This is a genomic window from Novosphingobium sp. (assembly GCF_025351285.1).
GTDB lineage: Bacteria > Pseudomonadota > Alphaproteobacteria > Sphingomonadales > Sphingomonadaceae > Novosphingobium.
In genome coordinates, this window is record NZ_JANXWG010000077.1 from 1 (window position 1) to 12,510 (window position 12,510).

The window sequence follows — 12,510 nt, forward strand, 5'->3', positions numbered from 1 at the left end:
GGAGGAGATCGACGCGTTCATCGCCGGGTTCAAGCCGGCCGAAACCGGGGTTGCGGCCAAGGCTGGTGTGCCTGCCCCCGCCGTTGCACCTAAGCCGGTGGCCAAGCCCGCAACCATCACCACCAATCGCCCGATCAGCCCCGAGGCGCTCAAACTCGCGCAAGCCGAGGGGCTGGACCTGACCGATGTGACGGGTTCGGGCCGCGATGGGCGGATCACTTATCAGGACGTCCATCAGGCTTTGCGCGCCCCCGCAGCGCCGGCGTTGAAGGGCGCGCAGCCGCTCGCGGCAGAGGACGTCACGGTGTTCGCCTCACCGCTGGCGAGGCGCTTGGCGGCGATCCACGGCATCGATCTAAAGCCGATCAAGGGCACCGGCCCGCGCGGGCGCATATCGAAGCGCGATGTGCTGGCGTTGGTGCCCGAACCGGTTGCGATCGGCCGCGATGCGCCGTTCGCGCTCGTTGCCAATACCGCCACGGTCGTGCCGTTCGACAAGATCCGCAAGATCGTCGCGCAGCGGCTGACGCAGGCCAAGCAGGAGATTCCGCATTTCTATTTGCGCGTCTCGGCCCGCACCGACGAACTGACCGCGCTCCGCAAGACCGCCAACCTGGTGCTCGGCTGCAAGGCCTCGATCAACGACTACCTGATCAAGGCAGTGGCCATCGCGCTGGCACGGCACCCCGCGATCAACGTGCAGTTGCACGGCGAGACGATCCACCACTTTCCCCACGCCGATGTGGCGATCGCGGTGGCCAGCCCCAAGGGCCTGGTCACGCCGATCGTGCGGCAGGCGGACCGGATGCGGATCGAGCAGATCGCCCAGGCCACGCGCGCGCTGATCGACAAGGCAGCGGCCGGGCGCCTCGGTTATGAGGACATGGATGGTGGCACCTTCACCGTTTCCAACCTCGGCATGTTCGGGATCGAAAGCTTCGATGCGGTGATCAACCCGCCGCAAGCCGCGATTCTGGCGGTGGGCACGATCGTCCGCGCGCCGGTGGAGAATGATGACGGTTCGCTGAGCTTCGAAAGCCGCATCGGCTTGACGCTGTCGGTCGATCACCGCGCGATCGACGGGGCTGTGGCGGCGCCGTTCCTGGCCACGCTCAAGGGGCTGATCGAAGCGCCCGAGGGCCTGTTCGCCTGACCTTCTGAGGAGAATTCCTATGGCCAATGTCGGCCCGATCAAGGCGCTTGGCCCGATCATCCAGCTCGCCTACCTGCCCAGCGATTTCGACGCGACGCTGAAATACTGGACCGAGACGATAGGCGTCGGGCCGTTCTACCTGATGGAGAATGTCCAGCTTGGCGAGATGAAATACCGTGGTGAACCAACCGCTTCGGTATTCTCGATCGCGATCGCCTATTGGGGCGATATCCAGATCGAACTGATTCGGGTGGAGAACGACGCGCCCTCGATCTACACCGGCGAATACGGCGTGAAGGACCGGCTGCATCACGTCTGCATCTTCGTCGAATCGATCGTGCAAGCCCGCCAGGCCTGCGCTGCAATCGGCGCCGAAGTGCTGGTTGAGGGCAAGGTGGGCGACAGCGGTGAGGTCATCTATGTCGACGCCGGCGGCGGGCCGGGCCACTTGATCGAACTGCTCCAGCCGATGGCCGGGTTCGAAGGCCTGTTCCAGATGATCAAGGACGCCGCGAAGGACTGGGACGGTAGCGATCCCTTGCGGACTTTATAGTTGCCGCATCACGGAAATCCAAAAACCGGCGCCCACTTTTTGGCGTGATGCTTCAGGCTGAAACCGCCGCCTTCTTCGCTTCGACTGCCGCAACCACAGTGGCGGGATCGAAGTAGTAAGGCCTGATCTCGCACACCTTGCCGTCGCGGAAGCGGAACAATTCGCACAATTCGGCGGGCGCCAGCGCCGGATCGGCGAAGCGGAACGACACCAGCGTCACCGCGCAATCGTTGCCGACCGTGGTCTGCCCGCGATCGAGCGCGGCCACGTCCATCATGCCCATCACCTTGAGAAACAAGTCCTTGAGCGCGTTCTTCCCGCGATAGACCCCGGCCATCGGCAGACAATCGGCCTCGGTCACGAAGAAATCGTCGGTCAGCATCGATGCCGCCTTGTCCCAATCGCCCGCACCGGTGGCGGCGTAGAGATCGTCGATGTAGGTTTCGATTTCGGCTGGGGTCATGGTCATCGCTTGTGTCTCCCGGTTTGGCCGCACAGTGCCGCAAGGCGCGCCCGCGCAAACCTAGCGCTATGGCGAGGCTCGCGCGCGCGCTCCGAAGCGGTAGAGCGGCTGGCATGGGAGACATTCACCAGATCACGCTCGCCCGCCGCCCGCAGGGCGTGCCGGTGCCAGAAGACTTCGCGCTGGTGCGCGCGCCGATGCCGAAACCCGGCCCCGGCGCGATGCTGGTGAAGATGCGCGTGGGATCAAGCGATCCGGCGATCCGCGGATTCCTTGACGATCGGCCGAGCTACCTTCCGCCGGTCGCGATCGGTGCGGCTATCGCGGGCATGTCGCTGGGTGAGGTGGTCGAATCGAACAACCCCGATTGGCCGGTCGGCACGCTGGTCCGCGCGTTCGCCACCTGGTCGGACCACTACGTGATCGACGGCAACGCGCTGGGGCTGGAGAATGTCACCCCCGCGCCGGGCGTACCGTTGCAGCATTACATGGGCGCGATGGGGCCGGTGGGACTGACCGCATGGGTCGGGCTGTTCGCGGTGGGCCTGGCCAAGCCGGGCGAGACCGTGCTGGTCAGCGCGGCGGCGGGTGCGACCGGCAGCACCGTGGTCCAACTGGCCAAGGCCGCCGGGTGTCGCGTGATCGGCATGGCCGGCGGGCCCGACAAGGCCGCGCAAGTCCTCGCGCTGGGGGCCGACGTGGCGATCGATTACCGCGCCGAAGCCGATATTGGCGCGGCGGTGGCGGCGGCCGCCCCCGATGGCGTGGACGTCTATTTCGACAACGTCGGCGGCGATCTGCTCGATGCGGTGCTGCCGCTGATGGCGATGCGCGGCCGCGTGGCGCTGTGCGGGATGATCGCGCAATACAACGACGCCGATCACCCGCCGGGCATCCGTCAGCTTTGGCAACTCGTGGTCAACCGCGTGCGGATCGAGGGGTTCATTACCTATGATTTCCCCGAGTGCCTGGCCGAAGCACAAGCCACGCTCGACCGGCTTTACGCCGAGGGCAAGCTCAAGCCGCTCGAAAACCTGCACCACGGTTTCGAAAGCCTGACCGGGGCGTTCATCGCGCTGATGGAGGGGCGGACCGTGGGCAAGACGCTGGTGCTGGTATGAGGCGGCTGGAAGGCAAGCGCTGCTTCATCACCGGCGGCGCGTCGGGCCTCGGTGCGGCGATAGCCGAGCGCTATGTCGAGGAAGGCGCGGCCGAAGTCGTGCTGGCCGATATCGACCTCGATGGCGCGACGGCTCTTGCCCAAACGCTAGGCCACGTGGCACGCGCGGTCCGGCTGGATGTGTCGAGCGAGAGCGAATGGCTCGCCGCGCTCGATACCTGCGACGCGCTCGACGTGCTGGTCAACAACGCCGGGATCACCACGCTGGGGAGCATCGAGGAGGTCAGCCTCGAACAATTCGTCCACGAATTCAATGTCGACGTGATCGGCGTGTTCCTCGGTTGCAAGCATGTGATCCCCAAAATGCGCCCGCCGCACCGCACCGGCGGCTCGATCATCAACATGTCATCGATGTGCGGGGTGCGCGCGCAGGCCGATCTGGTCGCCTACAACGCGGCCAAGGCGGCGGTGACGCACCTGACCAAAAGTTGCGCGATCCATTTCGCCAAGGCCGGGTATGATATCCGCTGCAACACGATCCACCCCGGGCTGATCCGCACCCCGATCCTCGACAAGGTGCTCGCGCAGTCGGCCGATCCGCAAGCGCTGTATGCCTCGTTCGTCGCCACGCACCCGCTAGGCCGATTGGGCACGCCTGCTGAAATCGCGGCGATTGCCGCCTATCTCGCCGCCGACGAATCGGCGTTTGCCACCGGCGCCGAATTCCGTATCGACGGCGGCAGCACCATCTGATCGACCGAAAGCCGAGCCCGTGACAGCAACCTGGCATTCCCTGCTCGCCGAAGCCGCGTTCCCCGAGGAGGGCAAACTCGCGACGCAAATCGCCGGATGGCACGTGCTCGTCGCGCGCACCGACGATGGCTTTGCAGCGCTCAACGATCGCTGCACGCACCAGGCGGCACAGCTTTCCGGCGGCAAGATCCGGCGCGGCGCGGTGATGTGTCCGCTGCACGGCGCGCGTTTCGAAGTCGAGACCGGCAAGTGCATCGGCGGTGCCTATGCCGATTTGCGCAAGTTCGACTTGCGCGTGTCCGATGGCACGATCGAGGTGTGCATGCCCGACGAACCGCCGGGGTTGAACGAAACACCGGTCCTCGCCTAACTCACAGCTTCGCGCAGGCGGGATCGACGCTAGGTTCAACCGATAATCCATCGGGAGAAACCAATGCCCTTCACCGGCCCCGCCGAAGACCGCCTTGCGATCCGCGAACTGCTCGACGCTTACGCCGATGCAGTCACGCGCGGCGATGCCGATGCCTGGGGCGCCACCTGGGCAGAGGACGCCGAATGGTCGCTGCCCGATTATCCCGAGATCGGCACCACCAAGGGCCGCCCCGCGATCGTGGCGATGTGGGTCGAGGCGATGAAGGGCTATCCGGGGATCATGTTCGAAGCCTGGCCCGGCTCGATCGAAGTGGCCGGCGAGGTCGCGCAAGTGCGCAGCTTCACGGCCGAAGTCTATGACCAGGGCGACCTGACACTTCGCGATCGCGGCGCCTACGAGGACGTCTGCGTCAAGATCGACGGGCAATGGCTGTTCAAGAGCCGATCGTTCCGCAACATCCACCGCCAGCAGGGGCCGAAGGAAGCCTGAGCGTGGCGGTGAACCGCTTCTGGCAACTCGACCGGCGGCCGCAGGGGCTGGATTTCGCGTCGGCACTGAGCTTGCGCGAGGAACCGCTCGCCACGCTCGCAGAGGGCGAAGTGCGAATCGCCACGCAATACCTGTCGATGGATGCGGGCACGCGGATGTGGATGGGGCCGCGCACCGATGGCTACCAGCCGCCGCTTCCACTGGGCGTGAAGATGCAAGGGCTGGTGCTGGGCCGGGTGTGCGAATCGTGCGATCCGGCCTTCCCCGAGGGCACGCTGGTGCGCGGCTTCGGGCAGTGGGCGGATTATCCTGTCGTCATGCCCGCACTGGCTGGTCTGGAGGCGCTCGACGATACGATAGATCCGCGCGAGCACTTCGGCACACTGGGCATGAATGCCTGGACCGCACTGGTCGGCGTGCGCGAGATCGCCGCGATCCGGCCTGGCGAATGGCTGGTGGTGTCTGCCGCCGCGGGCGCGACCGGCAGTCTTGCCTGCCAGATCGGACGCAACCTTGGAGCAAGGGTGATCGGCATCGCCGGCGGCCCGGCCAAGACGCGCTACTTGCGAGAGGAAATCGCGGTCGACATCGCAATCGACTATCGCGCCGACGACGTTGCCGGCTTGCTCGCTGCCATACCCGGCGGGGTCCATGCTTACTTCGACAATGTCGGCGGCCAGTTGCTCGATGCGGTGCTGCCCAACATGGCGCATTACGGCCGCGTTGCGGTGTGCGGCATGGTCGCGGCCTATGCCAGCGATACGGCGCTGCCTGGCCCGGCGCGGTTCGACCAGGTGTTAATGAAGCGGCTGCGCATCGAGGGCTTCTTCATCCCCGACCACCTAGAGCGCGGGCCCGAACTGATCGCACAGCTCGATGCATGGCGCCGGGCCGGCACGCTGGCTTCGCGTTTCGACGAGACCATCGGGCTGGAGAACACACTGGAGGCCTATACGCGAATGTTATCGGGGAAAGCGTTCGGAAAGGCGCTGGTCGAAGTCGGATGAACCGGGATGCTTTTCGGCCGACCGAGGACGCAATCCGCACCGCTTCATGCTTGATCCTCTCGCCGGTCTGCTGTTGCGAGCCTAAAACGCTCAGGTGACCGGCGCAAAACCGGGACAAGTCCAGATGGCGCAATTTCGGGCCTCGCAACCAGGGGCTCCCACCTATGCGATCTTTTCGCGGGGTCGGGAACGGTGGCCAACCACTTTGCGCAAACAAGACCTGTTACAGCTGTGGATATCCAGGAATATTCCAGATTCATATGCGACGCATTGCTGCGTCCCTCACCTGGCTTGTCCGTACGGTCAGTCGAGGATGAGTTGGCAGCGCGAATCAGCTTTTCAACCAAGTCTGGTGTCCTGAGGGCTGCTGCCCCGCTGATTGAGCTCGAAGCACGGGCTATGGCGCATGCTGCTCGCGGCGAGAGCCTTCTTCTAGCATCACTAATTGAAATTGGATCGATTCTCACTGCGCAGCGGGAGAAGGCTCTTCCCGAGATCATTCAAGCTATGGAGAAAACGAAGGCAACCCTAAGCGCAACTTTTGGCGCGAATGGCTTGGAGTCGATGGCGCTCCGTCACTTCTGCGGCACTTACTTTTCATTCAAACAGGCGGCTGAAATCGATGTCCTACTGGACTATGCCCACTCAGCCGATCCCAAGGTTCGGTCGCTATTAATTGCGACGACCTTGAGTACGGCGAGTGAGCTAGTCAACACAGTTGGAAAACATTTTGCTCAGCCAATTCGTCCGCACGACAAAAGCGGAAAGATAAAGCCGACTTTGTATTCACTTGCTGCACGGGACCGAGAAAAGCCCGTTTTGATGACATTCATTGGCATATTGGAGAAGTATATTGCGAATGGATCAAGCCAATTCGAGAATCAAGTTATTAGATCGGACTACGCTGAGTTCTTGGAATCCCCAGAATTTGATGCCGATATTGTGTATGCCGACCCACCTTATACCCGCGATCACTACAGCCGATTTTATCATGTACTAGAGACGCTCGCACTCCGCGATGACCCGGAAATTTCAAACAATACCGCTCATGGTCGCACGCGTCCGAGCAGGGGTGTCTATCGTACGGAACGCCACCAGTCGCCATTTTGCATACGTTCAGAGGCGCCCGCAGCGTTTGATCAGTTATTTCGCCTCGTCGCGAGCAAAGGAGTGCCGCTTGTCTTGTCGTACTCCCCTTACGCTTCGGAGCGGAATGCGCACCCTCGGGTTATGACAATGGAAGCCGTAACGGAACTCGCAAAGCGGCACTTTAAAAGTGTCCACGTCGAATCGGTCGGAAATTTCTCTCACAGTCGTCTAAACAAGACCGATTTGAACAAAGAAATATCCTATGAGGCTGAATATCTCCTGCTGTGCAATCTTTGATTTATACTGGGCAGGCGGCCCAGATTTGACTCAATGTTGCGGAATCAATCATGATGCGGGGCAATTGGCGAGGGGGCCTTGATACAGTTGAGTGAGACCTGTCTGTAGGGCTGCATAACTCGGGTCACTGGGGAAGAAGACGTGGTAGCGGAATTGGGCAGATCCAACCTTTCGGAATACTGCGATGGGCCGCCCGCTTGCTGGGAAGGCCATTCCGGCGACTGAACCGAGTTCGAGGCGATAGTTCTTGCTTTGGACATTGACCGCCTTAGTTGAGACGGGAGCTGATGCTGTACCGTTCAGGTCGACTGGTATCAGGTCTATGTAGCCATTTCCGGTAGGATTTACGCCGAAATAACCTTGCATGACTAAGTATGGGAAATTGGCCTGTTTCCAGCGGTCCCCCTTGCCAATCTCTGCGATGAGAATTTCTTGACTACCGAAGCCTTGGGAAGGTGTTGACGTGGAGCTTGCGCTTTGTGGTGTAGCTTGGCTGCTCGTTGAATTGCCGCCGGTGGGCGTCACTAGGGTCGGAAAGCTCACAAGGGCCGTTAAGGGCATGCGTGGAGGGGAAGGCGCTCCCCCGGACGCTCCTAGGGATCCACTTTTCTTGACCTGTTTTACCGCGCCCAAAATGCCGGACGAAACAAGTTGTTGCGTAATCGCAAGGCTTCCGATGTTGGTAACGCCCGCTTGAGGGCCTTTAAACCAATCGTCGATGCTGACAGCTATTTGATCTAAGATGCCTATGGGGTCGCCCTTGCGACTGTCAAGTAAGATGCCCGCCTCGATGTTGGTGCCATTTAGGCCGGCGGATGTCACATTTGCCGAGCCGACATAGGCGAACGCACTGCCATCTGTTCTTGTCAGGTGGACAACCTTGGGATGGAAAAGTCCCCCGATGCAGCTGATGACACATAGTCTTGCATTCGGCCTTGGGCATCCGATTAGCGCGTAAAGGGAATCCACATCGCTCTTGATCGTGGCTTGCTCGTTCGCCCCTAACGCGATCGTGATTGGTAGGTCATTCAAGACGAGGTGATCCACCGATGACTTCAGTCCGCCGAGACCATCTAATGTGAAGTACCCTGTTTTTATCCTGAGATGCGCTTGCTCGCCTGGAACCTCTTGGGATAGCCAGTGGGCAAGTGCGTTGCTGCTCAAGCGAATGGTACTGTCCAGATATTCCAACGCGTTCCCCATCGCCGAACGATTTCAGCTTAGGGTCGTAGTCCGTGTGGACGGCATGACAAGTGCCCGTTCAGCATGGTGCGCTAATATGACCTAGTCGAACCGGGATATGCCGCTAAATATGCGCTAAAAAGCGCCAGGCGTTAAGCCTGTGAGGTCTGACGCGCCTTGAAGGCCCGGACCGGGAAAATCTTTAATTTTCAGATGGTTCTGGCGGAGACGGAGGGATGCAATTAGCATTGATAACAAACAATAAATGTGGAGGTATATGCCATTGCCATAATTTTAGCCGTATTTCTGACGATGACCTACTCTGAACTTCCACGGCCTATGGCGAACCCTATGAATAGAAAACAAGAAAAATGGAAAATGTTCCAAAAACGCATCTGGCTTTGCCGCTCTAAAGTGCCAGAACTGGATTCAAAGTTCGACCCACATAATTCTGCCACCCTGTCTGATTGTCGAGAAACGAATCAAAGTCATCTTTTGTCACCATGGCGTAGTGGAAGCGACTACCTTCAGCGAGCTGCTCGGCAGCTTCCTTTTTGGCCAAAACGACTGGATCGTCGGACTTCCATGCCGACTTAACCTCAACCAGATGGGTAGACCCGTCCTCGCGGAGAATCAGAAAGTCGGGGTAATAATTGCATACCGTGTGGGACTCCGGGTGGATGTAATTGACCCGCAAGCCGGACTGTCCATGCACCAGCATCCCGGTGAAATAGATCTTGTCGCCGGCATTGAGACTCAGCACCTTCTCGAAAAAATCGACCTCAGGTTGGCTGTCGAAGCAATAGTGGTCAAGGTGGAAGGTACGGTGCCGTGTCCCAGCATACTCTGGAAAATCGCGACTTGCGACGAGGTGCGGTTTTGCGCGGAACGTAAATGTTGGAACGTGATTCGATTCCTGGTCGCAGCCTTTGACCAACTCGATCTGCTCTTTGACCGGGTCTTCAAACGTCTTGATCTCAAACAAGGCTTCGAAAACGGCAGGAACTACGAGATCATAGAGAACGTCGTTTGACATATTGACGGCTTCTACCAATCGGGGGAGCCCTACATCGGTCCCTTCCAGCATGGTGGAGATGTCAAAGGGCGAGACGCCATCGCCGGAGAAATATCGGGCGACCTCGGCAACCAGCGTGTAGTCACTGAACTTCCGATTATCGAGGCGATCGGTAACATCCTCTTGCTCTTCGATGGCTGCATTGACGGCCTTACGGCGGCGCAAGGTTGCGCGATATCGCTCCAAGGCGGCATCCGAGAGATCAAACGCGAGCTTTGCTGGCTCAGCCTTCCGCCGCGTCTGAAATAGCTGGCGGCGGCGGGTGATGGTGAGAACGACTGGGGGCGGCACCGCTGTTACGACGTAAGTCTCGCTCTCGTCGGTTTTCTTCGGCCCGATCTCGTCAGTGGTGACGCGGAAGTTCTGTTGGAGCTCGTCCTTCAGAATCTCCATGTTTTCGGCGGAAAGGTAGATGTGCCCGGTTTCCTGAATCTCGCCAATCGAGCGCAAGCAGCGCATGGTTGATTGCAGAACGAAGATGCGAGACTTGGGCTTGCGATATAGTGCGACGGCGAAGAGTGATCGGCAGTTCCAGCCTTCACGCCCTTTGCCGACCAGTAGGATGAATTGTTTGTCCGATGCCTCGGTGTCGAGGCGATTGAACTCTCGGATGTCCTCATCGGTGGTCAGCTTCTCATCGCCGACGTTCACCAGAATCCGGTTTGTCGGCACACCCAGTTCGGTCAGAATTTTTTCCAAGGCAGGGCGGAGCTCTGTATCGAGTTCATCGATGGTGGATGCGAAGATCGCCAGCTTGGGGAGCATTCCCTCCCTGCGCTTTTCGCCTTCGCGTTCCCAAAAATCCTGCACTGCCAGCTTGAGGAAGTCGTCGGATTTCACGTTGCCCGAATAGTCCACGAAATCAGGCTGCTTGAGGTATTTGTTATCGATCGCGGGCTTCAGCCCATAGGCGTAGACGACCTCGGGCATGATCGTGTCTTTGACGTAGGGCGTGCCCGTGAAGTTGTAGCATCCGACCACGCTGGTCTTCTTGTGCTCCAGCGCGCGCGCCAGTTCGTCGATGGTCATCCGCAGCGCGGAATCCTGCTTGGCCTGGCCAAGGTCCTTTTCGAGCGCTGCTCCCATCGAATGGTGCGCTTCATCGACATAGATGCCAAGCTGGGGCAGGCGCGCGATGCGTTGGAAGCGGGCGTTGACCGCCAGATCGGCATCGGTTTCCGGCGCAGCCTCACCCAGCATTTCATAGAGCTCGCCGTAGACTTCCGACAGCGTGCCCGTCTTATCCGAGAACAGCTTGTCCGTCGCGGTTGGCACGGCAGAGCGGCGCTTCAGGATGATCTTTTGTGTGTTCGAGATGATGACGTTGAACGATGAACCGTCCTGCGCGCCGATGGTTGAGGCGGTGTCATCAAGGAAGTGGAACTTCAGGTTCGACCGAAGGAAGTTGGCATATTCCGGCGGGACGACGTTGCTGAGATCGAACGTCTGGATTTCCTTCAGCGATTGCAAAACCGTCTTGTCGGGCGCGAACACCAGCGCGTTCTTGCAAAAGCGGGTGTCCTTGCTGAACTTGTTGGCGAGGAGAAATTCGTAGAAGATGCATGTCGCCATAAGGATGGTTTTGCCCAAACCCATGGTCAGCGCAAAAATGTAGTTCGGGTAAGTTCGGGCGCGCTCGCTCAGCTTTGTGAAGATCGCCTGATATTGCTCTTCGCCTTCCAGCTCCATAAAGGGAAGTAGTGTCCCTTGGCCCTTGCGATCAGCGCCGGTTGTCTGGAAGTCTGCGAACAACCCGTTATTCTTGGCCCACTGCTCGAACAGCTCATGGACGTGGGCGTTGTCGCCAAACTCCTTAAGGAAGACATAGATTTCTAGGGCCTCGAACTGAGGCTTGCGCAGGAAGGCATCGGTCCGCAGGTCCGGATCATTGAAATCCAGCACCTGCTTGGACAGTTGCTTGTAGCCTTTGCGGATCGTGCCGCGATTGTCGGTGTAGAACTTCAGCAGCGCATGGAAGAAGGCGAAGTCCTGCCGGATAGTCTTCTTGCCCTTAGCCATTTTCGATATCGCCTTCCCACGACTCGGAAAGCAGATCGGTGATCTTCACGCGGATCGTCGCGGCATCAGCGGGGATCGCATAACGGCCCATAACGAGATCGTCTTTGCCCGGCGCATCGACGATGGCAGGGGTGAGCACCGCTCCGTCATAGTGGAAATCGACTTTCACGCTCTCAACAAGCTGGCGCCAGTCTTCCACTGCATCGCTCTCCAGCGATAGCTTCTGAAGCAAGTTCATCGGGTAGAAGCCCTTGATGACCATCTCGCTGCCTTCAATGGCGAGGCGCGCGTCAGACGCCTTCTTGAAATGCAAGTGCGCCTTGTCGCGAATGAGGTCGGTTACCATCACGTCGATGTCAAACGGTTTAGTTTCCTTTTGCAAAGCTGGGCCAAGATCGGGCTCATGACCCATGCACACCAGATGGATTCGCTCTACCGGCTTGTTTGGTGCTTCTGCCTGGCGGCGCTCAAAGGCCTTGAAGTCGAGGCCGTTGATCACCTCATTCAAGTCCTGTCGCGTCGCAATGCGGTTCACCGGCATGATCTTGACCAAATAGCCTTCGCGTTGGCCATCAAATGCGCTGCTAGGAGGTAGAGGTTGCAACTCCATTGCTTCGCGGATGAGCTCTTTGGCCTCGACCGGGTTGCGAAAGAGCTCATAGTTGTTAACGTTATAGACCTCGAAGCCTGTAAAGAGCTTTTTTTTACCTTGTTCGATTGCGTCAATGAGGGTTGCCTCTCTGCTCGCCAAATCCTCGCGCACGTTGTTCAGTCGCTTGATAGTCGTTTCAATTGCCCCGAGATTAATGTCGGCACCCAAGAATCTTCGGCCTAGCTTCATCGCAACCGACTGAGTGGTTCCCGATCCCATGAAGCTATCGAACACCAATGCCCCCGGTTTCGTTGCTAACTGCAAAGCTCTCTCGAGAAGGGCTTC

The 12,510-nt window shown here is 59.5% G+C and carries 12 protein-coding genes; 8 read left to right on the forward strand and 4 right to left on the reverse strand.

The annotated features are described in order from the left end of the window. Together Q0R16_RS09185 and Q0R16_RS09190 are read left to right on the forward strand one after the other, a co-directional pair. On the forward strand, nucleotides 1-1,153 hold a 1,153-nt coding region (locus Q0R16_RS09185), incomplete at its 5' end, for a 2-oxo acid dehydrogenase subunit E2 (protein ID WP_295635357.1). A 19-nt stretch (nucleotides 1,154-1,172) separates the two neighbouring features. Beyond that, nucleotides 1,173-1,706 carry a VOC family protein gene (locus Q0R16_RS09190; protein ID WP_295635360.1) on the forward strand — a complete coding sequence of 178 codons (534 nt, stop codon included), beginning with the start codon at nucleotides 1,173-1,175 and terminating at the stop codon, nucleotides 1,704-1,706. 52 nt (nucleotides 1,707-1,758) lie between these two features. On the opposite strand, the gene Q0R16_RS09195 is transcribed toward Q0R16_RS09190, so the two are convergent. After that, nucleotides 1,759-2,175 carry a nuclear transport factor 2 family protein gene (locus tag Q0R16_RS09195; RefSeq protein ID WP_366857415.1) on the reverse strand — a complete coding sequence of 139 codons (417 nt, stop codon included), beginning with the start codon at nucleotides 2,173-2,175 and terminating at the stop codon, nucleotides 1,759-1,761. Nucleotides 2,176-2,282: 107 nt separating this feature from the next. Here Q0R16_RS09195 and Q0R16_RS09200 point away from each other — a divergent pair, with 107 nt between their 5' ends. The 6 genes from Q0R16_RS09200 to Q0R16_RS09225 all read left to right on the forward strand — a co-directional run bounded on the left by Q0R16_RS09200 (nucleotide 2,283) and on the right by Q0R16_RS09225 (nucleotide 7,297). Then, nucleotides 2,283-3,290 carry an NADP-dependent oxidoreductase gene (locus Q0R16_RS09200; protein ID WP_295635365.1) on the forward strand — a complete coding sequence of 336 codons (1,008 nt, stop codon included), beginning with the start codon at nucleotides 2,283-2,285 and terminating at the stop codon, nucleotides 3,288-3,290. Further along, a complete protein-coding gene (locus tag Q0R16_RS09205; RefSeq protein WP_295635368.1) occupies nucleotides 3,287-4,042 on the forward strand; it encodes a glucose 1-dehydrogenase in 756 nt (251 codons plus the stop codon). Before Q0R16_RS09200 ends, Q0R16_RS09205 begins: the two co-directional genes overlap by 4 nt. A gap of 19 nt (nucleotides 4,043-4,061) precedes the next feature. Continuing rightward, complete coding sequence (locus Q0R16_RS09210) at nucleotides 4,062-4,412, forward strand: Rieske (2Fe-2S) protein (RefSeq protein WP_295635371.1); 351 nt, start codon at nucleotides 4,062-4,064, stop codon at nucleotides 4,410-4,412. 63 nt (nucleotides 4,413-4,475) lie between these two features. Continuing rightward, nucleotides 4,476-4,904, forward strand: coding sequence for a nuclear transport factor 2 family protein (locus Q0R16_RS09215; RefSeq protein WP_295635374.1), 429 nt, complete (start codon nucleotides 4,476-4,478; stop codon nucleotides 4,902-4,904). 2 nt (nucleotides 4,905-4,906) lie between these two features. Continuing rightward, entirely contained in the window at nucleotides 4,907-5,911 is a 1,005-nt protein-coding gene (locus Q0R16_RS09220; RefSeq protein ID WP_295635377.1) for an NADP-dependent oxidoreductase, read from the forward strand. Nucleotides 5,912-6,310: 399 nt separating this feature from the next. After that, entirely contained in the window at nucleotides 6,311-7,297 is a 987-nt protein-coding gene (locus tag Q0R16_RS09225) for a DNA adenine methylase (protein ID WP_295635380.1), read from the forward strand. Nucleotides 7,298-7,345: 48 nt separating this feature from the next. Here the strand turns inward: Q0R16_RS09225 and Q0R16_RS09230 are convergent, their stop codons facing one another. The 3 genes from Q0R16_RS09230 to Q0R16_RS09240 all read right to left on the reverse strand — a co-directional run. Beyond that, nucleotides 7,346-8,488: a phospholipase D family protein gene (locus Q0R16_RS09230; RefSeq protein WP_295635383.1), complete on the reverse strand. Its 1,143-nt coding sequence runs from the start codon at nucleotides 8,486-8,488 to the stop codon at nucleotides 7,346-7,348. Between the two features lie 400 nt (nucleotides 8,489-8,888). Beyond that, complete coding sequence (locus Q0R16_RS09235) at nucleotides 8,889-11,573, reverse strand: TnsA endonuclease N-terminal domain-containing protein (RefSeq protein ID WP_295635385.1); 2,685 nt, start codon at nucleotides 11,571-11,573, stop codon at nucleotides 8,889-8,891. Further along, a partial coding sequence (locus tag Q0R16_RS09240; RefSeq protein WP_295635388.1) for a DNA methyltransferase occupies nucleotides 11,566-12,510 on the reverse strand: 945 nt, incomplete at its 5' end. The genes Q0R16_RS09240 and Q0R16_RS09235, both read right to left, overlap by 8 nt.

Coding starts and splice junctions, on each gene's coding strand:
- Q0R16_RS09190 (WP_295635360.1), top strand. CDS start 1,173: ATGGCCAATGTCGGCCCGATCAAGGCGCTTGGCCCGATCATCCAGCTC.
- Q0R16_RS09195 (WP_366857415.1), bottom strand. CDS start 2,175: ATGACCATGACCCCAGCCGAAATCGAAACCTACATCGACGATCTCTAC.
- Q0R16_RS09200 (WP_295635365.1), top strand. CDS start 2,283: ATGGGAGACATTCACCAGATCACGCTCGCCCGCCGCCCGCAGGGCGTG.
- Q0R16_RS09205 (WP_295635368.1), top strand. CDS start 3,287: ATGAGGCGGCTGGAAGGCAAGCGCTGCTTCATCACCGGCGGCGCGTCG.
- Q0R16_RS09215 (WP_295635374.1), top strand. CDS start 4,476: ATGCCCTTCACCGGCCCCGCCGAAGACCGCCTTGCGATCCGCGAACTG.
- Q0R16_RS09225 (WP_295635380.1), top strand. CDS start 6,311: ATGGCGCATGCTGCTCGCGGCGAGAGCCTTCTTCTAGCATCACTAATT.
- Q0R16_RS09235 (WP_295635385.1), bottom strand. CDS start 11,573: ATGGCTAAGGGCAAGAAGACTATCCGGCAGGACTTCGCCTTCTTCCAT.